This is a genomic window from Rhodococcus sp. PSi06 (assembly GCF_054960675.1).
Map to the genome: position 1 here is coordinate 297,872 of NZ_JBHNYO010000001.1, position 25,569 is coordinate 323,440.

Annotated in this window: 15 protein-coding genes; 4 read left to right on the forward strand and 11 right to left on the reverse strand. The window is 62.8% G+C overall.

The features are described 5' to 3' along the window. Positions 1–4: 4 nt before the first annotated feature. On the reverse strand, positions 5–883 hold the full coding sequence (locus ACFI9K_RS01545; RefSeq protein WP_462661887.1) for a cyclopropane mycolic acid synthase family methyltransferase: 879 nt from the start codon (positions 881–883) through the stop codon (positions 5–7). Then, positions 883–10,761, reverse strand: coding sequence for an amino acid adenylation domain-containing protein (locus tag ACFI9K_RS01550; RefSeq protein WP_462661888.1), 9,879 nt, complete (start codon positions 10,759–10,761; stop codon positions 883–885). The genes ACFI9K_RS01545 and ACFI9K_RS01550 overlap by 1 nt, the downstream gene beginning before the upstream one ends. A gap of 203 nt (positions 10,762–10,964) precedes the next feature. Here ACFI9K_RS01550 and ACFI9K_RS01555 point away from each other — a divergent pair, with 203 nt between their 5' ends. Both ACFI9K_RS01555 and ACFI9K_RS01560 read left to right on the forward strand, forming a co-directional pair. Continuing rightward, complete coding sequence (locus ACFI9K_RS01555) at positions 10,965–12,740, forward strand: DUF4012 domain-containing protein (RefSeq protein WP_462661889.1); 1,776 nt, start codon at positions 10,965–10,967, stop codon at positions 12,738–12,740. 535 nt (positions 12,741–13,275) lie between these two features. After that, the gene (locus ACFI9K_RS01560; RefSeq protein WP_462661890.1) at positions 13,276–13,470 is read left to right on the forward strand and encodes a hypothetical protein; all 195 of its coding nucleotides are present in this window, start codon (positions 13,276–13,278) and stop codon (positions 13,468–13,470) included. Between the two features lie 17 nt (positions 13,471–13,487). Here ACFI9K_RS01560 and ACFI9K_RS01565 read toward each other — a convergent pair whose 3' ends face one another. Then, positions 13,488–15,113: a tyrosine-protein kinase domain-containing protein gene (locus tag ACFI9K_RS01565; protein ID WP_462661891.1), complete on the reverse strand. Its 1,626-nt coding sequence runs from the start codon at positions 15,111–15,113 to the stop codon at positions 13,488–13,490. A 424-nt stretch (positions 15,114–15,537) separates the two neighbouring features. Between ACFI9K_RS01565 and ACFI9K_RS01570 the strand changes: the two genes are divergently transcribed. Then, complete coding sequence (locus ACFI9K_RS01570; protein ID WP_462661892.1) at positions 15,538–16,260, forward strand: SGNH/GDSL hydrolase family protein; 723 nt, start codon at positions 15,538–15,540, stop codon at positions 16,258–16,260. A 117-nt stretch (positions 16,261–16,377) separates the two neighbouring features. On the opposite strand, the gene ACFI9K_RS01575 is transcribed toward ACFI9K_RS01570, so the two are convergent. The 3 genes from ACFI9K_RS01575 to ACFI9K_RS01585 are packed head-to-tail and all read right to left on the reverse strand — an operon-like array spanning position 16,378 to position 18,611. Then, positions 16,378–17,481, reverse strand: a complete 1,104-nt coding sequence (locus ACFI9K_RS01575; RefSeq protein ID WP_462661893.1) for a glycosyltransferase — start codon at positions 17,479–17,481, stop codon at positions 16,378–16,380. 3 nt (positions 17,482–17,484) lie between these two features. Next, positions 17,485–18,024 (reverse strand): DapH/DapD/GlmU-related protein, encoded by a 540-nt coding sequence (locus ACFI9K_RS01580; protein ID WP_462661894.1) that lies wholly within the window; start codon positions 18,022–18,024, stop codon positions 17,485–17,487. Next, positions 18,021–18,611, reverse strand: a complete 591-nt coding sequence (locus ACFI9K_RS01585) for a serine acetyltransferase (RefSeq protein ID WP_462661895.1) — start codon at positions 18,609–18,611, stop codon at positions 18,021–18,023. The genes ACFI9K_RS01580 and ACFI9K_RS01585 overlap by 4 nt, the downstream gene beginning before the upstream one ends. A 52-nt stretch (positions 18,612–18,663) precedes the next feature. Here ACFI9K_RS01585 and ACFI9K_RS01590 point away from each other — a divergent pair, with 52 nt between their 5' ends. After that, positions 18,664–19,734, forward strand: coding sequence for a cellulase family glycosylhydrolase (locus tag ACFI9K_RS01590; protein ID WP_462661896.1), 1,071 nt, complete (start codon positions 18,664–18,666; stop codon positions 19,732–19,734). Here the strand turns inward: ACFI9K_RS01590 and ACFI9K_RS01595 are convergent. The 5 genes from ACFI9K_RS01595 to ACFI9K_RS01615 all read right to left on the reverse strand — a co-directional run bounded on the left by ACFI9K_RS01595 (position 19,704) and on the right by ACFI9K_RS01615 (position 25,535). After that, positions 19,704–20,951 carry a glycosyltransferase gene (locus ACFI9K_RS01595; protein WP_462661897.1) on the reverse strand — a complete coding sequence of 416 codons (1,248 nt, stop codon included), beginning with the start codon at positions 20,949–20,951 and terminating at the stop codon, positions 19,704–19,706. The two genes, ACFI9K_RS01590 and ACFI9K_RS01595, sit on opposite strands and share 31 nt — an antisense overlap. 61 nt (positions 20,952–21,012) lie before the next feature. Beyond that, positions 21,013–22,440 (reverse strand): lipopolysaccharide biosynthesis protein, encoded by a 1,428-nt coding sequence (locus ACFI9K_RS01600; protein WP_462661898.1) that lies wholly within the window; start codon positions 22,438–22,440, stop codon positions 21,013–21,015. After that, the gene (locus tag ACFI9K_RS01605; RefSeq protein WP_462661899.1) at positions 22,437–23,285 is read right to left on the reverse strand and encodes a glycosyltransferase; all 849 of its coding nucleotides are present in this window, start codon (positions 23,283–23,285) and stop codon (positions 22,437–22,439) included. Before ACFI9K_RS01605 ends, ACFI9K_RS01600 begins: the two co-directional genes overlap by 4 nt. After that, positions 23,275–24,249: a glycosyltransferase family 2 protein gene (locus tag ACFI9K_RS01610; RefSeq protein ID WP_462661900.1), complete on the reverse strand. Its 975-nt coding sequence runs from the start codon at positions 24,247–24,249 to the stop codon at positions 23,275–23,277. The genes ACFI9K_RS01605 and ACFI9K_RS01610 overlap by 11 nt, the downstream gene beginning before the upstream one ends. After that, entirely contained in the window at positions 24,246–25,535 is a 1,290-nt protein-coding gene (locus tag ACFI9K_RS01615; protein ID WP_462661901.1) for a hypothetical protein, read from the reverse strand. Before ACFI9K_RS01615 ends, ACFI9K_RS01610 begins: the two co-directional genes overlap by 4 nt. Positions 25,536–25,569: the final 34 nt, after the last annotated feature.

Consider the following 25,569-nt stretch of genomic DNA (forward strand, 5'->3'; position numbering starts at 1 on the left):
GGTGTCACGGCGCAGGCGTGTCTGCAGCCTCGAGGGTGAATTGCACAACGTCAATGCGTGAACTCTTGAATCGATCCGATGAGCCCGTGAGGTACTGCACGTACTTGTCGTATGTCGCCTCCGAGGACACGGCAATGGCCTCGTCCCGGGATGCGATCAGCTTCTCGGCCCACGTGTCGAGTGTCCTCGCGTAGTGCAGCCTCAAGGGATGCTCCCGAAGCAGCTCGAAGCCTGCCTCGGCCGCTTTGGACTTCACCACCTTCACGAGGGTCAACTGCCCGCCGGGAAAGATGTCGCGCAGGATGAAGCGGGAGAAGTGTGCATCCTCACGCGTGAGACCACCGCCCCCTGACGCTGGATCCGGCGGCGTGATGACGATGGTGTGCAACAACATTCGACCGCCCGGTGCCAGCACCGAGCGGCATTTGGCGAAGAACGCCGAATACCGGTTCCGTCGGAAATGCTCGAACGCGCCGATACTGACGATTCGGTCGACGGGCTCGTCGAACTCTTCCCACCCCTGCAATCGGATGTCCACGGTGCGATCGGTCGACAGGTCGGCAACCATGGCGCGTCCGTGCTCGTACTGGTTGCGACTCAGCGTCAGACCGATGACGTTGACGTCGTACTTCTCCACGGCCCTCTTGACGAGAGCCCCCCAGCCGCAACCGATATCGAGCAGCGTCATCCCCGGCTTCAGGTCGAGCTTGCCGAGCGCCAGGTCGATCTTGGCAATCTGCGCTTCCTCGAGCGTCATGTCGTCACGCTCGAAGTAGGCGCAGCTGTACGTCATGCTCGGATCGAGGAACAGCGCAAAGAACTCGTCCGACAGGTCGTAGTGCGCTCGCACGTCATCGACGTACGGCTCCAGTTGTTCGCTCATCACGCCACACCTTTCCCCACCGCATCGTTGCCGATCACTCGGCCTAGCGCCCGGGCACCGATCTCGCCCAACATGTCTTGGTGTTCTGCATCCACCCGGTGAACCGACATCTTCCCGTCCACCGATTCCGTCCAGTGCTCTGCACCGTGCGAACCGCGGGCTGCGAAATAGTGCACCGGCCCCTCGAACACCCTCGGCGCGTACGACGCCACCCAGGTGGGAGCCATCGACACGGGACGATACATTCGCTCCAGATGATCGATGGTGAGAAACGCCAATTCGCTTCTGTTCTCGCGCAAGCGATCCACGATGGTCTCGAACGAATCACCCTCCACCCCGAGCTGACGGGCGAGATCGTCGATGCCGAACTCCGTAGCATCGTCAGGTGCCGAGAGTTGTGCGTCGACCAGCGCGAGCAGCGCGACGTCCTCGCCTTCGGACTGCAGTTTTGTGGCAATGGCATGCGCGATCACGCCGCCGAGCGACCATCCGAGAAGGTGATAGGGACCGTTCGCCTGCACGCCTCGGATCTCGCGCACGTACCTCTCGGCAAACTCGTCGATCGAAGCCGGCGATGCCTGCTCGTCGTCGATGCCCGGCACCTGCAGGCCGTACAGCGGGCGGTCGGTCTCCCCGAGCAGCGAGACATAGCTCCAGGCGATCCCGATGGCCGGGTGCACGCAGAACAGCGGCGCGCCCGCGCCCTCGGCTCGAAGCGGAAGCACCACATCGAACGCACTGTCGCCGCCGTGGTCGCCCGTGTCGAGTTGAGCACCCAGAGCCGAGATCGTCGGGTGCACCAGGAGCAGACTGATGGGAAGGCGATGGTCCAGACGGTCCCCCAGCGCATCCATCACCTGCACCGCCGAGAGGGAGTGCCCACCGAGATCGAAGAAGTTGTCGTCCACACCGATGTCGTCGCCCGCCACCTGCAGTACGTCGGAGAACACGCTGTGCACCAACTCCTCGTTCGCCGAGACCGGTGCCCGTCGTTCGGTCGACATCACCGAGGGCTCAGGCAATTTGCTCACATCGACCTTGCCGGACAACGTCATCGGCAGTGCGTCGACGACGGTCACAGTGCCGGGCAGCATGTACGCAGGCAATGTCCTCGCCAGGAAGTCGCGAGCCTCCCGCGGCTCGACGTCGCCCACCACGTAAGCGGCCAGTGAGTCTCCATGACCGATCACGCTGGTTTGACGTACATCTCGGTGGCGCAGCAGTGCTGCTTCCACCTCGGACAGCTCGACGCGATGACCGCGAATCTTGACCTGTGAATCCGCTCGACCCAGATATTCGAGTTCACGATCGCTACCCCGAACCACGCTGCTCTGATCAATCCAACGCACGAGATCACCGGTTCGGTAGAGCCGACCGTCACCGAAAGGATTGGCCACGAAACTCACTGCAGTCGTACCGCTCTGCCCCAGATATCCCTCGGCAAGACCGGCCCCGCCGAGGTAGAGCTCCCCGACGACGTTGCTTCCCACCGGTCGTAGCCGGGCATCGAGCACCACGGCGTCGAATCCACGGGTCGGACCGCCGATGGTCACCGGACCCGCCGCCCCTGCCGGGCCCCATGCACGCTGGTCCGTCGTGCAGGTGCTCATGACGGTCGCCTCGGTGGGGCCGTAGGCGTTGAATACCGAGCGGCCACGCGACCAGCGCTGCAGCAGAGCAGAATTGGCGGCTTCACCCGCCATGACGACCACCCGAAGCGATGGCACGGCGTCGGCGTCGGTCACCTGGAGGACGGTCGGCGTGAGGCACGCGTGCGTCACCTGGTGTCGGTCGATGAGCGCTTCGAGCTCGCGCCCGCCGTGCACGTCGGACGGAACGATCACCACACCGGCTCCCGCGCCGACGGCCATCAGTGTCTCGAATATCGATGCATCGAAACTGGGCGAGGCGAACTGGAGAACCCTCGAATCCGGCTCGACCCCGAACAGATCTCGCTGACTCTCCACGAGATTCGCGATGCCGCGGTGCGTCACCCGCACGCCTTTGGGCACTCCGGTCGAACCGGAGGTGTAGACGACATAGGCCACGCTGTCGAGCGGTGCTACCGGAACCTCCACCCGATCGAGCTCGTCGCCAGTGACACTCATCCAGTTGGCACCGACCGAAGGGAAGTCGGCCGCCGAGACACCCGTGACCGGTGCTGCGCGGTAGATAATCTCCTGGACCCGGGCAACGGGCTGCGAGGGATCGATGGACAGGAAGCCGGCACCGGTCTTGGCAACGGCCCAGATCGCGACGAGGTATTCGACGGATCGAGGATACGCAATCGCCACCAGCGCGCCGGGACGAGCACCTGCACGCATCAGACTGTCTGCTAATGCATTCGACTGTCGATCGAGCTGCCGATAGGTCAGCGACCGCGACCCGTCGATCACCGCGGTAGCATCCGGCCGGCTCGACGCCGCCTGCTCGAACACTGCTGCCAGTGTGTATTCGGATGCGGTACCGCGATGGGATGCAACGGCCGACGGGGCGTGCCCGAAGTCTGCACTGCCGAGCCGCAAATCCGGCCGGGTGGAGACCACGGTCAGCACCTCCGCCAGGCGCTCGGCCAGTTCGCCGATCACCGATCGCGAGAACCGTGTGGGCGAGTATCCGAGATGGCCGATCAGTCCGGCCTCGGACTCGTCGACCAACACCTCCAGGTCGAACTGGGTGGCCGTGATGTCCACGCGCCGCGGGGTGATCGAGGACGACTCCACTTCGATTGTGGGAGTGGCCGTATCACCGAAGGCGAGGAACACCTGAAACAGTGGATGCGTATCGACGGCGCGAGTCGGTTGCACCGCGTCCACCACCCACTCGAAGGGAACGTCCGAGTTCGCGAAGGCATCGAGGTCCCCATCTCGGACTGCGGTCACGAAGTCCTCGAACGTCGTCGACGGATCGACCTCGGTTCTCAGCACGACGGTACCGACGAACATACCGACGAGGTGGTCCAGTGCGGGGTCGGATCTACCCGCCACCGGTGTTCCGATGGCGATGTCCTGGGTGCCGCTGGCTTCGGCCAGTACGGCGGCGAGCGCTGCGTGGACCACGACGAACACCGTTGCGCCCAACCGGTGCGCGAGCGTCCGCAGCCGAGTGAGGGTTTCCGGGCCGACGGAGAACTCCACGGCGGTGGCATCGGCCGAGGGATCAGGAGTTCCGGTCGGCAGATCGAGAAACTCCGGCACGCCGGCCAGGGCGCGACGCCAGAACTCGAGCTGATCCGACGCAACGGCGTCGAGAACGTGGCGCTGCCACACTCGGTAGTCCGAGTAGTCGACGGCGAGAGAGCCGAATAGCGGCGTCGATCCGGACATTCGGGCCAGCAGAGCGATCTCGACGTCTCGGGCCAGTGGTCGGAGCGAGAGACCATCGATCGCGATGTGGTGCGCGACAACGGACAGCACCCGATCCCCGCCTCGATGCACGATGGCCAGTCGCACAGGGGCTTCGAGGGTCAGGTCGAAGCCGAGCAGGGTCAGAGCCTCGTGCCCGGCATGAGCGTCGTCCAACGTCGACAGCACGATGTGCGGGTCGAGAACAACGGTGACCGGACCGTCCGCGGTAGAGGGGTACACCGTGCGCAGCGGTGTATGCCGTTCCAGCACATCGGCTATCGCGACGCGCAGTACATCGAGATCCAGGTCTCCAGGGAGCGGCACTTCGAAGGCGATGTTGTACGCGGCCGACGCCGGGTCGTATCGATTCTGCAGCCAAATGCGGCGCTCGGCCGGGGCCAGGCCGGGGTACGAGCGCGCGTCCGGATCGTGTGTCAGAGCCGGTAGCGGGGTGTAGCTGCCCGAGAGCAACCCGATCGCGGCTGCGAGCTGCTGCGCGGTGGGAGATTTGAATACGGTCCGCACCGGCACCTGGGTGCCGAGCGCCGCACTGATGCGCATCGCAGCACGCGTCGCGAGGAGAGAGTCCCCGCCGAGGACGAAGAAATTGGCGTCGACGGCAGGATTCTCGATCCCCAGCAGGTCGGCGAAGATTCCGAGAACCACCTCCTGCGCCAAGGTGCGCACCGCCGCCGGATCGCCATCCGGCAGCGTCTCCAAGTACAAGGCAGCAAGGTCCACTTTTCCGTTGCCGGTCAGTGGAATAACGTCGATCCGGTCGATGACGGCCGGCTGCATCGACAACGGCAGCCGGTCCAGTAGCCACTGGGCAGCATCCTGCGAACCGAGTCCGACGACCCATGCGTGAATTCTGTTCTCACGCAACGCTGCTATTGCGCCGCTGACGTCGGGGTGCGCCGTCAGAGCACTCTCGATCTCCCCCAGCTCGATGCGCACACCGTTGATCTGAACTTGATCGTCCCGGCGCCCGCGGTAGTCGAGCAGGCCGGAGAGTTGCCGGCGAACGAGGTCACCGGTGCGGTACATCCGCGAACCATCGGGTGCCGCGACGAAACGCGCGGCAGTCGACGCCGGGTCCGCGCGGTAACCGCGAGCCACGCCCGAGCCCGCCAGATACAGCTCCCCGACGCCGCCGAGTGGGACCGGATGCAACCGGTCGTCGAGCACCAGCGCTCCCACGTGCGCCAACGGACGGCCGATGGTGACCGGCTCGCCGGCACGCAGCGACTCGGCCAGCGTCGCCACCACCGTCGCCTCACTGGGGCCGTAGGCATTGAGCATCGAGCGTCCTGCCGACCAGTCGTCCACGACACCGGTGCCCAGTACGTCTCCACCGACGGCGACGGTCTCGATCCCTGGGGTCGGCGGCACGGTGGCGAGCACCGCGGGCGTGGACAGGTAGTGGGTGACGCGATGCGCGGTGAGGAAAGCCGACATCTCGTCTCCGCCGAGGAGGCCGGCAGGGGCGATCACCATGGTTGCCCCGGCTCCGAAAGCCAGGCCGAGCTCGAGTACCGCGGCGTCGAAATTCACCGAGTATCCATGCAGCACGCGCGAACTGGGCGTCACGCCGTAACGCGGAACGACCTGTTGCGCGAGTGCGTACACACCCTGATGCGTCACCACCACAGGCTTGGGCGTTCCCGTCGAACCCGACGTGTGGATCACGTAGGCGGGGTGCGCAGGTTCGATCGCCGCCAGACGGTCCGCGTCGGACAGGGGCAGATCGCTGAAGTTCTGGGCCGCCGTCTCGTCGAGCCAGTGCACCGAACCTTCGACGCCACCGAACCCGATCTCGATGCCCTGCAGCATCTGTTCCCGACGAACCGCTGGGTAACGCGGATCCACCGGCACGAATACCCCGCCCGCCTTCACCACGCCCCACAGCGCAACGATGTACTGAGCCGAGCGTTCGAGGGACAGCGCGACAAGAATTTCCGGGCCGACGCCATGTGCGATGAGCAGGCGTGCGATCCGATTCGAGCGACGGTCCAGTTCGGCGTACGTGATCGATTCCAGGCCATCGACAGCAACTGCATCTCCAGAAACAGCTGCGCCACTCTGCACTACGTCGAGTAGCGTTCCGGCGTCCGTGTTGGCAGGCAGTGTCGGCGCGTTGGCTAGAGGAAGGTTGCCGACGATAACAGTGGGGTCTGCCACCGCCGCGTTCAAGATGTCCAGAATCACCGAGGCGAACTGTTCGACGGTGGCCCGTTGATACAGGTCCAGGGCGTACTCGATCTGGCCCGTCAAGGCCGCCGCATCACCGTGTTCCTCGGACAGTACGAGGTTGAGATCGAATTCCGATGTACGGGTGGGTATCTCCAGGACCGAGACGGGCAGGTCGTCCAGAGATCGGTGCGGCGCATTGTCGAATGCCAGCATCACCTGAAACAGCGGGTGTCGGTCGAGGGATCGATCCGTGGCCAGTGCGTCGACGATGCGCTCGAACGGGACGTCGGCATGCGAGAAGGCATCGAGGTCTGCAGTGCGCACTGCCTCGAGCAAGGATACGAAAGTCTTCGATGGATCCACGGTGACTGCGAGAGGCAGTGTTCCGACGAACATGCCCACCATCTCGTCGAGTGCTTCGTGACCTCGCCCGGCCGTCGGAGACCCGACCACCACCCGGTTCGAGGTACCGAACCGACTCAGGGCCGCAGCCACGGCGGCATGGACCACCATGAATGTGGTCGAGTTCGTCGATCGGGCCAATTCACGAATACCCGTGTGCAACTGCGAGCCGATATCGAACGGAACTGCATCCGTGCTCATCGATTGCACCGCGGGCCGGGGGAAGTCGGCCGGTAGCTCTGCTGATGCCACGTCGCCGGCACCCAGAACCGAAGACCAGTACGAGAGCTGTTCGTCGGCAACCGCATCCACCACTGCTCGGTTCCACACCGAGTACTGGCCGTACTGCGCGCGCAGGCGTGGCCAGGTGGGCGCGTGACCTGCGCTGCGAGAGGCGTGGGCGAAAACGAAATCGCGCACCAGCGGGTCGACCGACCACCCGTCCATCGAAATATGGTGCACCACCACCACGACGACGGTGTCGCCGGATTCGGCCACACTCAGAAGAGCTGCGCGGATAGGCACTTCCGCCGAGACATCGAAGCCTTGCGCTGCAGCCGCTGTGACAGCCGATTCCAGATAGTGCTCGGAGACGGTGCGCTCGAACACCTCCTCGAGGACGGTGTCGGTGGGACGCACTGCCTGCCTCGGACCGTCGTCGTCGGCCGGGTAGTACGTGCGTAGGGCTTCGTGTCGCTCGATGACGTCGCGGAGAGCCGTCAGGACGAATTCGGGATCGTCGCCGGCACCCACTCGAACCGCCACCGGCATGTTGTACGCGGGAGATGCCGGATCGAATTGGTTCAGGAACCACAGCCGCTGCTGCGCGTACGACAGTGGAATACGTTCCGGCACAACAGTGTCGAGCAGATCGAGCGACACCGCGGACGCCGAGGACGCGTCGATGGCCGCCGCGACCGCGCGGACGGTGGGGTCCGCGAACAATACGGTCAGCGAGATCGTGGAACCGAGACGCGCGAGAACTCGGGTGGCGCTGAGCGAATCACCACCGAGCTCGAAGAAGGAGTGCTCACGCCCCACGTCCTCGACACCGAGGACGTCGGCGAATACTCCCGCAACCGTTCGTTCCGTATCGCTCTGTGGCGCAACGTAGTCGGTAGTGACCGATGTGGTGGGCGCAGGCAACGCGCGGCGATCTACCTTGCCGCTCGCCGTGATGGGCAACGTATCCAATACAACGACGGTGCTGGGCACCATCCAGGCGGGCAGGCGGCTGCGGAGATGACTGTCCAGCCCCACCGAGACTCCGGTGACGTACAGGACGAGTCGGTTGTCGCGAACGACGGCCACGGCGGCTGTCACTCCCGCACACGTGGTGGCCGCAGACTCCACCTCGCCGAGTTCGAGACGACGCCCGTGCAGTTGGATCTGCTGATCACTACGCCTGAGGTACTCCATCGAGGATCCGTCGAACGACCTGCGGACGACGTCTCCGGTGCGATACAACCGGGCTTTGGGCACCCCCGAGTCTGCGATGAACCGCGTCGCCGTCACGCCCGGTTGCCCGCTGTACCCGCGGGCGAGACCGTCGCCGCCGAGATAGAGCTCGCCGACGCCTCCGCCGGGTACCGGCCGCAGCTGGGCGTCGAGGACCAGCCCGCGGACACCTGGCAGCGGTGCGCCGATGGTCATCCGTTCGCCGGCGCGCATCGGCTCGGACAACGTGGCCAAGACCGTCGTCTCGGTCGGGCCGTAGGCATTGTGCATCGCCGCATCGGCCGCGGCGAACCTGTCGCGCAACGCAGGAGGGCACTCCTCACCTCCGACGTCGAAGACGTCGATGGAGCCGAGGTCGTCGGGATCGAGGGTGGCCAGAACCGTCGGCGAGGTGATCAGGTGCGTGATCTTCTCGCGGTCCAACACCTCGGCGAGGGCGGGACCGGCATAGACGTCGGCCGGGGCGATCACCAGGGTGGCACCCGCAGCGAACGCGGCCAGGATTTCCTGGATGGACGCGTCGAAGACCGGCGAGGCTGCGTGCAGCACGCGGGAGTCGGGAGTGACGGCGTACTTCTCCACGACGTTGGCCGCGAGTTGCGCGAGTCCGCGGTGAGTGACGCTGACTGCCTTCGGTTTCCCGGTCGATCCCGAGGTGTGGATGACGTAGGCCTCGTTGTCGACGTGCAGGGTCGGCGGTGTGAACGCCACCGGTTCCGCGTCGAGCACATCCTCGATGTCGAACCATTGGACCGAATCCGGAAGGTGTTGTGCTGCAGCAGCAGTGGTGATCCCGAACTCGACGCCTGCTTCGGCGACCACCGCAGCCAATCGCTCGGCGGGCTCGGTGGGGTCGAGTGGAACGAACGATCCGCCCGAGATCGAGACCGCCCACAACGCCAGCACCGCTTCGTAGGAGCGTTCTAGTGCAACGGCAACACGCTTCTCTGGGCCTGCACCCAGAGAAACCAGTTGCGCAGCAATATGTTCGGCGACCCGGACGAAGTCTGCACTGGATTGATCGAATCCCGTAGCACGTACCACGGTGCCGGTCTTCAGCAGCGACGGCAGTGGTGCCGGGGTTGCGGTCGCCGTGGCAGATGCGCCGAGTAGCGCTGCTTTTTCGTCGGCACCGAGCACCTCGAGCTCGGACACCGCGAGTCCCTCGGGTGCATGGACCACCTCATGGAGGAGGGCCAGGAAGCGTCGATGATGGGCTTCGAGCTCATCGGTGCTGTAGAGAGCCGGGTTACCGAGGAAGTCGACGCGGGTGCTGGTCCCGGCGACCCCGGGGTAGACGTTGACCATCATGTCGTCGATGGGGCCGCTGGAGAGCACGCGATATTCGCCGATGACGTCGCCGAGCCGAATTGTGCTGTTGTACATCATGATGTTGACCGTGGGGCCGAACACTCCGCGTCCTGCGGCGGCACTGCCGGTGCCGTCGCCGGTTGCCCGCTGCATGTCTTCGACGCGGAACCGCTGATGGCGCAGTGCGCCGGTGAGTTCCACCTGAATTCGTCGAAGCAGTTCTTCGACGGTGACCCCCGGTTCCACGCCGATGCGCAGCGGCACGACGTTGGACATCATGCCCGACGATTCCCGCAGCTTGGTGGTCGCTCGGCCCGAGACCGGCAAGCTGAGCATGACGTCTTCGGTATCGGTCATGCGCGCGAGATACAGCGCGAAGGTGGCGAGTACGACGGGGACGTCGGAGGAATTGTACCGATGCGCCACGGCAGCAACAGCTTCGGTGAGGTCTGCGTCCAGCACGGCACCGACGCTCACCGTCACTCCGCTGGGGGCGGCAGGTTCGCTCGGGCTACCGGCCAGTCTGGGTGCTTCGAGGTGGCCGTCGAGCCTGCCCAGCCAGTACTGGCGATCGGTCTCGTAGCGGGACGAGGCGGGGTACGCGGCCTCGTAGTCGTAGATCTCCCGCACGCCGATGGCGCGGGTCTTCGGGATCTCGGTGCCCTCGATCAACGCGGTGTAGACCGCAGCCGTGCGCTCCTGCACCGAGATTGCACCCAGTCCGTCCATCACGATGTGATGAGCCCGGCTGTACCAATAGAAGTGGCATGGGCCCACCTTGATGATGTCGGAGGCGATCAGTTGATCGCGAACCAGATCCACCGGTTGCCGGTACTGCTCGTCCATGTAGCGCTGAGCATCCTCGATGGGATGGTCGCGGTCGGTGAAGTCGCGGTAGATCATGGCGTACGGCACCCGCAGGTCCGACCACTGGTACGGATGGCCGTCCTCTACACCGATCCGCACTGCAGGCGATTCGAGCCGTCGGCAGGCAATGTCCGTTGCACGAATCAACACGGCCGGATCGATGTCACCGCGAATCTCGACGTACTGAGCGATGGTGAACGGCACGTCCGGTGCCAACTGCTGTGCGAGGTAGATGTTCATCTGAGCAGCCGACAGGGGGAAGCGGCCATCCTCGAACCGCTCATCCGCCTCTGGCGACACTCCCGACCTCCTCAACGCACACACCGTCACAGCTACGATTCGGCCGGCGCGCCGCTCATCAACGTCGATCTTTGATCGCCCATTACAAACTAGTCGACCCGGTGTGAATGCTCTACCTGGATCGAGCGACCGGTACGCCAGATTGCCTACTCCCCTTTAGGCTGTGCACTCGAATACATTCCTCGACCGAGAGGCCACCGACGATGGCAACCACTTCCACCGATACCCGCGGTCGGAAATCGGGCAGAAAGCGGCCGATTCTCATCACGGTGGGGGTATTACTGGTCATTGTCATTGCTTTTGTGGTGTGGCTTGGTTACGAGTCCTATTCCGCGCAGTCGAGTTTGACCGCCACTCGCGACTCGGCCACTCAGGCCAAGGACGCGTTGCTCGACGGCGATTCGGCCGGAGCCGAGGCAGCCGCGGCGCGCGCCGCCGACTCCGCGGACGATGCGGTCTCGGCGACGACGTCCATCCCGTTTTCCATCGCCAAAGCCGTTCCGTATCTCGGCAGTCCCCTGAAGTCGGTAGCGCAGATCAGCGACGTGGTGCAGGGATTGGCCGTGGACGTGCTTGCCCCCGCGTCGGCAGCGGGCGCCAGCCTGAATCCGAGCAGTCTCGTCGAGGGCGGCGGCAAGGTGGACACCGCAGCCCTGCGCGATGCGCAACCGGTACTGCAGCAGACCTCGGCAGCGGCCGACGAGCTGAGCACGCAGGCCCAGCAGGTAGACGAGCCCGCCTTCCTCGGCGTAGTGAACGAGGCCCGCACGTCACTGATCGATCAAACGCATGACCTCGCAAATCTGCTCACCAACACTCGGATCGCGAGCGAACTGCTGCCGTCGATGCTCGGCGACAACGGCCCGCGCAGTTACTTCCTCGCGTTCCAAACCAATGCGGAAGCTCGGGGCACCGGCGGGTTGCTCGGCGGCTACGGCATCATTCGGGCCGAGAACGGTACGGCCCGGGTCGATACGCTCGGCAGCAACAACGAACTCGAGTTCGCGGAGCAGCCCATCGATCTGGGGCCTGAATACAACGCGCTATGGGCTCCACGCAACACCACCACCGACTTCCGCAACTCGAATGCAAGCCCGCACTTTCCGTACGCCGGCCAGATCTGGTCGTCCATGTGGACGGAGCAGACCGGTGAGGCGCTCAACGGCGCTATCGCCACCGACCCGATTGCGTTGAGCTACATCCTCGGTGCCACGGGCCCCGTCACGTTGGCCGACGGTGAGCAGATCACGGCCGACAACGTCGTGGAAATAACCCTCAGCACGGCGTATTCCAGGTTCGGCGACGACCAGTTGGCCCGTAAGGCCTACCTGCAGGAGATCGCTGCAGCGGTAGTGCAGAAGATGACGACGGGTGCCGCACCCACCAGATCTTTGCTCGACGCGGTAGGCCGCGCCGGTAGCGAGGGCCGTATCGCAGTGTGGAGCGCGGACCCGGCCGAGCAGGCAATTCTGGCCGGCACCAAGGTGGGTCACGTGTTACCGGACAGCCCGGCCCCGTACGCCAACGTGGTGGTCAACAACGCCGGCGGCAACAAGCTCGATTACTACCTCACCCGCGACATCAAGTACACGGCCGAGTCCTGCACAGCAGGTACCCGCAAGTCGACGGTCACAGCCACGCTCACCAACAACGTGGATCCAAACGGCCTGACGCCCTACGTAGCGAGCACATTCCAGCCGACGGCGGAGTACGGAACCAACGAGTCGATCGTCTACCTGTACGGCACTCAGGGCGCGAAGATCACGTCGATGAAGGTCAACGGCATCACGGGATTCTCCATCCAGGCCGGCACCGAGCTGGGCCGGCCGGTGCAGGCTGCGTACCTCACCATTCCGCCGGGCAAGTCACAGACTGTGACATGGGAGCTGGAGGAGCCCTCTGCAGCGGGTGAGGCGACCGTGCCCGTGCAGCCTTTGGTGGATCAACCCACAGTGAGCATCGACGTTCCGCAGTGCTGAGACCCACGGCGTTTTCGTCACAGTTAGCGACGGGGTAGTGCGGTTACTCAGACACTGACTTACAGTTCTGTTCTGTGATCGGAAAAAGACGCGGTGACGATATTCGGCCTCCAGAACAGACACATCCATTCCTTTGGATTGCGTTGGCGATACTCATAATTGCCGCCGTCGCGCTGTTCATTCTCACCGAATACGAGGGTCGGTTCTAGCAACCAACGGCGCGATTCACTACTGCCCACCATTCGCAGCCGCCTATGCGTGGTCATTCAATCGAATGAACTTTCACAACCGCCCCGCGCCGAAAATCGTGCGTTCGGTGCATAACTGTTGTTATGCGCCCCCTTTTTCTAACGGGCCGACCCGGTGTGACGTGGAGCTTTCGGCGCGTGAAGCCCGAAAGGGTGCATAACACCTGTCGAGCACCTCCTCCGAGCGGCACATAACGCCTAAAATGCATTGCTGCACAACATTTTTGGCGTAACAAAGCCATGTAGCTTCGACGATGTCATCAACGAATGGACGTCAGGAGCTACACATGAGCAAGCCCAGGAAAATTGAATCGAGCATCGGCACCAGGCTCACTGCGGTTCTTCAGCTACTGGTCGCGGTCGCAGCCACGGCGCAGCTTCCCAACATTTCGACGCCGCTACTACTGGCGACGATGACCCTCGCGGGGATTGTCATCGGCGCGAGCGGACGGTCGAAGCCCAACTCTGCACGATCGAGTTAGAGTCCCGGCTCGAACAACTACTTCCGCAGTCTCGGGTTCTCCGAACCGTTTCTGGGCGAAGTCTCCGGCCGCGGAGATCGGGGGTAGGTCTCGGAATCCCTCGTCGCCTCCGCGGTACGCGGACCAGCAGCAGGAGATGCGGAAGCGGACCGTGGTGCAGACTGCCTCGGCTGCGGAGCGTGGACGGGTGCAGGAGCGGGTGGGGCGACGGGCGACAACGGGACCGCGGGTGCCTGAGGTGCGGGCGGGGGCGCAGGAACCGGCGGTGTCACCTGCTTGGGCAAGTTGGTGTCGGCGGTGTAGTTGTACGAGTAGCTGTACATGTCTCCCTTCTTCGAGGGCGTCAATGCCAGCACCACACCGAGAACGTGCGCGCCGATTGTCTCCAAATTGCCGATGGCCCTGGACAATTCGTTGCTCTTGGTGTGTCCGTAACGGGTGACCAGGAGGGCGCCGTCGGCGTGGGTGGTCACCACGGCCGAATCGGTGACCGGCAACAGCGGAGCGCCGTCGACGATGACGTAATCGAACTTGGAGCGCAGTTCCACCAGCATGGCGCGAGACGCTTCCGAACCCAACAACTCGGACGGGTTCGGCGGAATCGGGCCGGAGGCCATGGCCTGCAGACCTTCGTACTGGGTCGGTTGAAGCACCTCGTCCACTTGGGCCTGTCCCGCAAGAACGGTGCTCAGGCCGACGGATCCGATGAGGCCCATGTACTTGGAGATACGAGGACGACGCAAGTCACCCTCGACGAGAACAACGTGGTGGCCGGCCTCGGCAAGCGAGATTGCCAAGTTGACCGCAGTAGTCGTCTTCCCCTCACTCGGAATTGCACTGGTGACGACGATGACGCGCGGCGGATGATCGACCTCGAGGAATTGCAAGTTGGTGCGAAGCTCACGGAAGGCCTCGGCGCTGGACGACTGAGCGAGGTCCTGGAAGTCGACGGCCGGATGCGCCTTACGTTCCTTGTCGAACGGAATGGTGCCGACGAGCGCCTTACCGGAGATTGCTTCGATTTCGCGACGATTCTTGATCGTGTTGTCCAAACGGTCCCGCAACACCGCCAACGCGATGCCCAGCAGCAGACCCACCGCGGCACCGAGAGCGAGGTTGCGCTTGGTCTTGGGACTTACCGGGGTCGCAGACACGTCCGCCTGCTGGAATGTCTTCACCCCGGCGGACGGGGTTCCGCCATCCTCTGGGGTTTCGAGATCGCGAACCTGAGACGTGAGCTCCGACGCCATCGCGTTGGCAATGTCCCGAGCACGAGCGGGAGATGCATCGGTGACGGTGATGTCGAAAAGAACGGTATCGGGAGTCGACGATGCTTTGACCTTCGCGGCCAGCTGTGACGGCGTCAGACCGAGCGGAAGTACATCGAGAACTCGAGCGGCGAGCGCTTCGCTGGTCACCAACTCGGAGTAGGACGCCACACGTTGCTGCGAAAACAGGTTGCCCTGGTAGGTCTCGCTCACCGATGTACCACCGGACGTGGAAACGAACATTCTCGCGCTCGACTCGTACATCGGGGTGGTCAGGAGGGACGCGCCCAGGGCACCAAGGATCGCGACGACCACGGTGACGGCGATGATGATCCATCTCGCCTTCAGGATTTTCAGATAATCCTGTATCTCCATGCTCCGCACTCCTCGTTCGTTTCGTACAACTCGCGACGCTTCACTGCGTGGCTCAATCGTTACATAGGTACTTGATTCCCGTGACCTGGATGAGCTGCAACAGAATCTTGACGGTCGAACTGGGTTGGATTCCGCCCGTTTATCAAGCGAATGCCCCGTTGAGAGACGTTCCTCGCGTGGCCGAGCCCGAATTCACGACACACACACAACGAGTCGAGCGCCGAATTTGCAGCGCCCCCATGATCATCCTGCGAGGATAGGCAAGCGCGTACACAGCCGCGAAATCGACGTGATGCTCGCCACCCCGGCTTACTTACCCTAACGAGGGACGGGTCTTATCGAAGACACGACCGGCGGAGATTGTTTCGGGCACAATCCCACTATGGCAAGATCTCGGGACTCGTGGTGGAAGATCGGCGGTGGAGTGGCGGTCGTCGCGGTCGTTGCATTCGTCGGTTTAGGTGTATTTGTTTCTGTCAGCCGGGAAAACCCGATCAGCGAAGAATCGGTCCCAGCACCTTTTTCGGCCGGTTCTACCTCAGCAGCGGATTCCGCACGCCCTACTCCTACGACGGCATCGAAACCTGTTGCTGCGTTCATCGGCGACTCCTATACGCAGGGCGCAGGCGCGGAACCATCGACCGAAAAGTGGACGTCCCAACTGTCGGCGGCCATGAATTGGGACGAACGCAACTTCGGCCTCGGAGGTACTGGCTACTTGCAGACCGCCGGCCTCGCGGCGTGTGGATTGGACACCTGCCCCAGCTATCAGACAACCGCGCTCGAAGCCGTGGCGATCAATCCGTCGATCGTGGTGGTGTCGGGTGGCCAGAACGACTTCCCCAGCTATGAGGACGACCCTGCCGCTGTCCAGGCAGCCATAGCTACCACGTTTGTCGAGATTCGCAATGCCTTGCCTGACGTCGAAATTGTCGCGGTCGGCCCATCGACGCCGGGCGACACGACCGAGGCCGTGCTCGGTTTGGATAAGGACGTCCGCGATACCGCCGAAGCTTTCGGAGCTAAATACGTGTCATTGCTCGATCCACCGGTAATCGATCCGGCAAACGTTCTGCCCGATGGTGCGCATGTGAACAACGCCGGCCACACCGCCATCAGCCAGCGAGTGCAGTCCGCTCTGGGGTGACTGAGGTTCTTCATGGCCCCTCCGGCAGTACATGTCGTCGACGTACAGCGTCGAATTGTAGGCCGACGGCAACCGCACCCCAACAAAGTGACCGCAAACTGAAGCAGCGGAGCGGTTCTACCCCGAGACACATGTTGACGCTGCGCGGTATATTCCGTCCAATACTTGTGCGACGGTGTCTGTGCCGAATTCGCTATGCGCCGCCTCTCGGCCCCGTGTGCCCATCGCGGCGCGCAGGTCCTCATCATCTAGGAGCAACCGCACTGCATCGACGAGGGGCTGCAGTTCGCCGGCTGGCACCACGATCCCGCACCCGATGCGCGTGATATCCGTTGCGAGGCCGCAACTGTCGGTGACCACCACGGGCAGCCCCACCGCCATAGCTTCGAGAACAGACATCGGATAGGGCTCGTCGGCGGAGGGAAGCACATAGACCGTGGCCATCCGCATGCGCTCCGCGGTCCGGTCTGGAGCGCACGGCCCCTCCCACCGGATCCTGGGCTCGGCCCTTTGCGCTACCGCCTCGCCAGTTCCCGCATCTGGACCGACGAGAGCAAACGATACGGAATCATGTTCACGCACAATGACTTTGGCCATATCGACAAAGAGATCCGCGCGCTTCCGCGAATGCAACCGAGCAAGAAAAAGCACCTCGAGACCGATGTCCGAAGCCTGCTCCGGCAGGGCAGGAACGCCGTTGATCAATCTGACCAATCTCATCCGCTGCCCCGCGACACCGATCAGATCGGTTCGCTCACGCTCGGTGAGGTAGAAGACTGCGGCTGCTCGACGCAACGTTGATCGGGTGACCAGGGCATCTAGGGGTGCCGCGAGCCGCTTGTCGCTTGCATCGATCATCCCGTGGGTTTGCACCACCGTGGTCAGTCCCCGCATTCGGCACAGCCGAGCTGCAGGAAGCGTCACCAGATCACGGGCGAGGTGGATGTGGGCGACATCGAATGTTGCAGCTCTCTCGGCAATCCAGCGAATCATTCCAGGAGCGACAAGTCCGGCAAATCCGCTGCGCGGCAGTACTCGTCGCGGATGGAAGAGCTCGATACTCACAGCGCCCGACTTCGGAGGAACGCCGGTTCCCGCCGCCACGACAGTGACTTCGTGACCCAGTCCGGTCAATGCCTCGGCTTGGTTGAGGGCAACCCGCGCGGGTCCGCCGTAAGCTCCATCTTCGGAGATCAATGTTACGACGTGCAGGATTCGCATCGTTCACTCCGATCTACGGGCGGCGGGTGCGAGCACAGTCATGTCGTCGTCGACGTCGGTCGTCACCAGTGCCGTAGCACCGATCGTCACATCGTTGCCGATTGTGACACCGCGCAGCACAGTCGCTCTGGCAGCGATCCAGCTGCGGTCACCGATCGAGATTGGCCCGTTGTCGAACTCGAATTGCTCCGACCGTCGGTCGTGACTGCCGGTGCACAGCAGGACATCCTGTGAGATGCAGGTGTCGGCCCCAATATCTACCGGTTCGAGATCGAGTATCCACACCCCTTCCCCGATCCACGAGTTGTCGCCGACGCTGAGCTTCCAAGGCCAATGAATGCGCACACGGTGCCTGATCAAGACACCGTCGCCGATTCGAGCGCCGAACAGCCGCAACACCGCAACGCGCGCCGATGCCGGAAACCACCACCGGCCGAGCACGGTGGTCGACACCAACATCCAGAGCAACTGAATGGCAACCGGACGACCCTTGTCGTAACCGACACCGGTGAAAGATGCCAGTGAGCGCACCGACACGGTCAACTCCCGAGCGGCCGCGCGAGCGGAGCCGCCATGACTGTTCCTGCGGGAACATCCTTGACGACGACAGCATTGGCTCCGATCACCACGTCGTCTCCGATATCGATAGGACCGGCCACGACGGCCCCCGCCGAAACTCGCACGTTGTTACCGATAGTCGGAATCCCCTTCGCGGAAAATCCCACGCTTGCATGCTGATTGACCCAGAAATTTCTGCCGATCGATCGCGCATGCACGATAGTGCCGGTTCCATGATGAATGAATAGACCCGGCCCAATCGTCTCTGCCTCGATCACAAGGCTGCGCTCAGGTCGGTAGAAGATGCGCGCCAGCAGCCGAATCAACAGAGGACCGGAGCGCAACCGAAAATGAACCACGTTGCGGAACTCCGTCAGCGCTCCAGCGAGGTAGGCGAAGCGCGAAAAGAGATCGAGTGGGTCGAGAGCGTCGTTCCCGATGCACTCGATCCACCGATCGACGTCTTGACGCACCACATCGGCCTCACGCGAGGCCCGAACCGCCAACCAGAGGGGTGTGGCCCACACACGAGCGAGCGGAATCATCAACGACTTCTGCGCGGTGTACGCCATCGTTCAAATGTATGGGGGTGCACCCGGCCTGTCCACCCGCCATACTTGTCGGGTGCCTGGGAGGAGAGTCGTCACGTCGATCGTCCTGGTCGCCGTTCTGGCTTCCGGGTGCACTACCGACGTTGCGCCCGAACCCAGTTCCGAAACCGTGGTCGATCCCACTTCTATCTGGAATGCGGTACGAGTGGCGAGCAACGTGGCAAGTATCGACATGCCAGACTCCAATGCCGACCGCGATATCGCTGGTGTGACGGATTCCGGCTTCGACGCCGTGCGGATACCGGTGGAGTGGTCCGAAGTCGAACCGATCGAAGGGCAATTCGACTGGAGACAGATCGATGCCGAGATCGATTCCGCGTCCACACGAGGTCTACCCGTCCTCGGTCTGATGACATGGACTCCTACATGGGCTGTGCCCGTGAACAGTGCTCCTGTCAATCATCCAGCCCCCGCTGCGGCCGATCGATTCGCACAATTCGCAGCTGTGGCTGCGGCCCGCTATCGCAACCGAGTCACGGCGTGGGAGGTGTGGAACGAACCGAACATCGCGGCCAGCTTCGGCCCCCGAGCAGATTCAATCCTTTACTGCTCCATATTGTCCCAGGCTTCGCAGGCAATCCGGGACGCTGCTCCGGGCGCACTGGTGATCACCGGACCCACCTCACCGACAATCGATTCCGATCGTGATATCTCGCCGGCAACCTTTGTCGATTCCTTGTACCGATGTGCGGGTTCGCAGGCGTTCGATGCGGTAGCGATGCACCCATACAGCTCTCCGGACCTTCTGAGCGAGCCCGGACCAGGCTGGAGTTCGCTGAAGGATATAGCCGGAGTCCGCGCAGTGATGGAACAGCACGGTGACGGCGACAAGAAGATCTGGTTCACCGAGTTCGGTGCACCCACGATGACAACGTCCCCCGGGGTGAGCGAGGAAAGACAGGCCGCGATTCTGGTCGACGGCATAACCGGCATGCGGCAATTGCCGTACGCAGGGCCTGTATTCGCCTTCGACTACCGGGACTCGGACACCGGAAATCCTGTCCAGGACTACAACTATGGCCTGCTCCGGTCCGACTACACCCCGAAGCTCTCCTACACGGCCGTGAAAGACCTCCTCGGGTGAATCTGAGCGAGTCGCTGTACCCACGCCTCGAATCGGTCGAGGGCAACCTCTCGAGACATGTTGCTGAGCACGTATTTTCTACCCGCGGCCGCTAACCGCTCCTTCGCAACCGGATCGGCGGCCAGTGCTAGAACAGCCTCGAGAAGTTGAATCGGAGACGCAGGGTCCACCCGAATTCCTGCTCCTGCCGTGAGGATCTCTTGGTCGGTAACGCTCCCGGCTGCAGTGGCCGCTATGACGGGGCTGCCGCTACCGAAGTAGGACGTGAGCTTGCTGGGCACGGCCATCTCTGCCACTTCGGGCCGCTCGTTGACCAACAGAACGTCGGCAGCAGCGAGGGCGGCGCGAAACTCCTTCTCCGGCAACGGCCGGACGAACCGTAGGGATGAGACACCCTCTCCTGTTGCTTCCAGAATCTCGCGCTGATTACCGTCGCCCATCAAGACGAACTTCACCGGGCCGCCACGGAGGTCGGATTCGCGAGCTGCGTCGACCAGATTTTCCAGCCCTTGCTTGAGACCCATGTTGCCTGCGTGCAGTGCAATGACATCATCACGTGACCAACCGAGTAGGTCACGTGCGTGGTTTCGGTCCATCGGCTCTTGGTGGGGCATGTGTGTCCAATTGGGAATGACGGTGACCTTGTTTGCTGCGACACCCAGATCGGTCACGGCATGTTCGGCGAAACGCTGGTGAATCACAGCCACACCGTCGGCCGCCCGAAGTATCCCGGACTCAAGGTTGTTGGTCGCCTTCACACTCGGCCCGTGCAACGTCCCAGTCTCCACAACGCCTTTGCTGTACAGGTCCTGCACCCACACCCCCAGGGCGGGGCGGTGTGGACGAGCTTTCAGGCGTGCAAGAACAAATCCTGTAGAGACCAAAGCGGGCGATACGGAGACGACGACGTCCGAGGACGGAAGTCGACCTCGAATCACTCTCGCGCCGAACGACATTTCCAGATGCGTCCGTTGTTTGACTGTCATGCTCGGTGGAACGTAGTGGCGATACCGAGTGACGGGTACCCCGGCGACGGTCTCCGCGATTACGGAGCCGGCATACCGTGGATCGGTATTCCATTGAGGGTAGTGCGGAAACCCGGTGACGACGTGCATGTCGTAGCCCCGACCCATGAGGCCCTCGGCAACGTCTGCGGTGTACGGCGCTATTCCGGTGACCTCCGGCTTGTAGTTCAGACCGACCAGTGTGACCTTCATGATGTTCTTCCCCTCGCCTGCTTCTTCCTCGGTCCGACCGTTCGTGGGGCGCGCAGCCATTTCATGCGCGCTCGGATGACACAGGCATTCCAGTCGATGTGGCGGGCGGTTCCGGCTCGCGCCGTCGCACCATCCGTGGAATCCATGTGAGGTCCGGGATCAGTTGACAGAGCACCACGGCTGCTGCCGTCACGGCAACGACGCCTGCCGCTCCGTACTCGTCGGCTATCGATACTGCGGCGACTGTCGTCACGGCGGCCATTGCCATCAGACAGCCGGCCTGCCAGCGAGCCTCGGTGGGCTTGGTCAGCAACATTCCTGATGGCAGGTGGAAACATTGCACAATGAGCAGCACTGCGAATGATGCTGCAAGCGAAACTGATACATCGATAGACCCACCAGAAAGTAAGTGTGCGAGCCAGGGACTGGCCACGATCATCGGTACCGCTGCCAGGATTGCGAGGGCTCCGAAGGCTGCAGTGGTGGTGGCCCAAAGCCGTACGGTCTGCTCGGTCTGGCCCCGTCGTTTGACAAATATCGGCCAGAACGTGAGGGCAGCCATCGAAAAAACCGACCAGCACAGACCGTACAACTGTGCCATCAACGCATATCTGCTCAGTTCGACGGGGGTCGACAAGTGCGATAGCACCACCCGCTGGGCTTGAAGTCCGAACGGAATCCCCAGGCTCACCACGAACAGCCACAGCGAACCCTCGAGAAGCGTTCTGGTAGGAACCCGACTGGTACCGCGCAGGAAGACATCACGGCCTAGGCCAGACACCTTCAGAGCGAGCAGGGTGCCAACGAGATTACCGATCAACGCTCCGGCCAACGGAGGGATCACGTACCAGATGCCCTGTACACCGGCTAGATACATCCCGACGGTCACTATGAGCGCGAACAACGAATTGCTCACCATTACTACCACTGCGAGCTGAGTGCGATCGACGCCGATCAGGATGCGGAGCCCTAGTCCAGCCGGAATGGTCAGACCGAACAGGGCGACGGCGATGGTGATGACGAGCCGATCCTGCGGTCCGGTGGTCAGCCCTATCAGCATGCCCCAGCCGTCGAACACCATGACGATGACGGCCAACCCGACCACCACCAACGAGACCTGCGACAAAACGCGATAGGACCGCCGAATCACTTCTACGGCGTATGCGTCGCTACCTGGATCACGGGACCGGGAGGTCGCACTGGTCACTACAGCGCCGATGCCGAGGTCCGCGAACGGCAGCAGCAGTCCGATGGTGGCGACCAACGCCACCAAGCCGTATGTGGTTGGGCCGGTGGCTCTGATCACCAATCCCGTACTGACCAGGCCGGCAAGTGCCACAACCGGAGTGCCTGCAATGCGAAAGAGTGTGCTGAGCACAATGGCTCGACGTTCGGCAGCGTCGAGGCCAGTCGGCTGATCGAGCACGCGCGAGTCGTCGGGCGCACCGACGGTTCCGAGTTCATCGTCCCTTCGGTGTCTGCCGATCATGGCGACCCGGCCTCGGATGTCCTGGAGCCTGAGAAGCGCTCGAGGGACCGGCGCGGTTCAAGGGCAATGCGCAGTCCATGTTTGGCTCGGGCGACCCACTCCACGATGCGTGAGTACAGCGATGCCACGCGACGGTGACCGAACGGATAGAAGTGAGCCTCGTCCCACGCGCGCCGCACGTCTATGAAGTGCTCTCGTTGCGACCGGACACTTCCCGCCCCCACCGCGTCGAACAAGCACAGCACTTGCTCGATCGTCACTGGCTTGCACAGTTGCGCCGCTCGCAGCATGTACAAGTGGTCGGCCGCCAGCCCGAAGTTGGCGTCGTACGGCCCTATCCGGTCGATCAGATCTCGACCGAACAAGGTGGCCTGATGCGGGATGGGCCGAATTCCCAGGGCAAATTTGTTCATCTCGAACGGGATGTAGCCCCACTCCACACCTTCTCGCGCGCGGTCGCCTGTGAGGCGCACACGTCCATAGCCCCAGTGCTGACGAATATGTCCGGTACTGGCGAGCATGCGCATTCCAGCGGCCGCTGAATGTGCGTCCGCAAAACAGTCCCCGGAGTGCAGAAGCCACACCACATCACCGCGGGCGCGGTCGATGCCCTGATTCATCGCGTCGTAACGACCTCCGTCGGCTCGAGATTGCCAGTACGACGGCCGCGTGCGCCGCAGCAACTCCTCGACCCGTTCGCCGGACCCACCATCGATCACCACGTGTTCGATCTGCGCGTACGACTGTTCGGCCACGCTGCGAATAGTCCGCTCGAGCCCCTCGAAGTCTCGGTAGCTGATGGTCACAACGGACAACGCTGGAGAATGCGGCGATTCAGCGGGCATGGCCCACTTCCCTCGTCGTACCCTCGGCAGGCAGGCGCGGTGCGGGCGCATAATCCCGATGATGGTTGTGTACTGCCCGAGACATAGCCAACCTGCTGAACTTGGCCGTGGCGTAGAACATGGCCCCCGGCCCAGGTCTGCCATGTGCAAATCCGAAGGAGATCGCACGCCTGATGCCGTTGAGCGAATGTGCCGCCGCGGCCGCAGTCACCACACTGGTGAGGTAGTAGTCGCCGCGTACGCGCGAATTCTCGGCAGCAAGGTGCTCATACCCCCACGCGAGGTACTCGTCGGTGCGATCCACCTGACTTCGAGAGATCGAGTCCACACTGACGTTGTAGATCGAAAAGCATTCGGGGATCTGATAGATGGCCAAACCGTCAACAGCATTCTGCAGCTCGATGAGCCAGCCCGGCTCATCGTGAATCGAGTCGTATGCCGAGTTCAATGGCACCCGAACCGCGAGGGAACGAGGGAAACAAAGAGTGCTCGTCTGCAAGAGGCCACCGCCCATCGATATTCCGCGCAGCCGGAACAGGTAGTCGGCTACGGGCTGCTGGGTTGCGATCGGGGTTCGCGGCCATATGCGTTCCCGATTGCCCGGGGTTCGAACCGCACAGCGGCACGAAGTGATCCAGCGCTCGTGGCCGATATCGACCACCTCAGAGAGTTGCCGTTCCAGCTTGTACGGATGCCACAGGTCATCGTCATCGAGCAGGGCGATCAGCGTGCCCCGCGCATGTTCGACACCCAGTTGACGCGCATTTTTGCTGCCGCCACCCGGGCCGGTGCGAATTACGCGGACGCGCGAATCGTCCGGCAACAACAGTGGTTCGAGGGTGTCGGCGACAACGATGACCTCGAGGACCGGCGTGGTTTGGTCGAGTGCCGATTCGACGGCTTCGAATAACGACGTACGTCCGATGGTGGGGATCACCACGGATACTTGGGGAGCGTTGTTCATTTGGCGGTCCTGACAGTCGGAGGGGTTATTCGCCTTCGAAACGAGCCTGAGCTCGACCCCGCTCGGTGTCTTCCTTTGCCTTCCAATGCGATACAACTGGTGGCGATCACGGCAAACATGGCGGGCAGGTTGTAGCTCCACGGTGAGTACAACAGGTCCCACACGCCTTGTACGCCCAAGTACATCAGTAGCGGCGTCCACAGACCTGCCGCCTCGGACACGAATATCAGCCGGTAGCAGGCCCACAGCAGCCACAGAGGCAACAAGAGTCCGAGGATTCCGGCCTCTGCCCACGAACCCAGCACAATTGAGTGCAGGGACAACGAACCGTCTGGAAACTTCCAGGCGTATTGGAACGGGAACGACCGGTCGAACCCGAGCCCCAAAGCAACCTGCTGCGCGTGCGCGTACGTCTCGGGAGCGATGTTGTTCGCCTGTCCCCAGCCGAGCAGCGGACGGTCCAGGATTGATGTGATCGACAGAACCGGCTCTGTTCTGCCGGCCAGAATCATTGGTACAGAACCATCGGACTGAGAAAGCACCTTCTCGCGCAACGACTGGCCGAGGAAACCTTCACGAGCCGTGTACTCGAGAGCCCACGAAGAGGTAAATCCGAAGACGACGACAGCGCACAGTCGGGGAACGATGGACAGTACGCCTCGACGGTACTTCGCCAGGATCAGCAGCAGGACGACAGCGCAGCACACCAGGGCATGCGATCGGAAGTTGAGCATCAGGCTGACCAAGGCGAGTGCGAGCAGCAGGGCCGAAGAGGCGACCGCTCGCATCCGCATCATTGCCGCCAGGTATAACGCGAAAACTGTTACTGCAGGGGCAATTCCGTACTTCCAAATATCGTCGAGCGAGCCGGATGCTGTGAGGTAGGTGCCGAAAATGAGATAGAATGCCGCAGATCCTGTGACGAGCCCTAGCGCGACAGTGAGTATTCGAGTCAGATCGCGAGCAAGCACCGAGATACCACAGACATAGAGTCCGAACGCGGCGAACGCGAGCACGGTTGGCGACAGCAGGCTGGTGTCGTTGGCCACTGCCGACATGAGGTAGGCAGCGGTGCCGACCACGGCCAGCAGCAGCGGAGTGAAATTTCGGCGCTGGGATCCCGGCAAGAAATATGCACCGCACACCGATATACATACCAGCGAAAATGCCGTCGCCGTGAAGTTCATCAGCGGCAACCCGGATGTTGCACCCAGGAGAAACAGCCGCAGTCGCTCGGGAAAGAACAGTTTCGGAGGCGTCGCGACCGATACGCGCGAAACTTGCACGGTGGCAGGCCTACGGCGGACCGGCCGTAAAGGA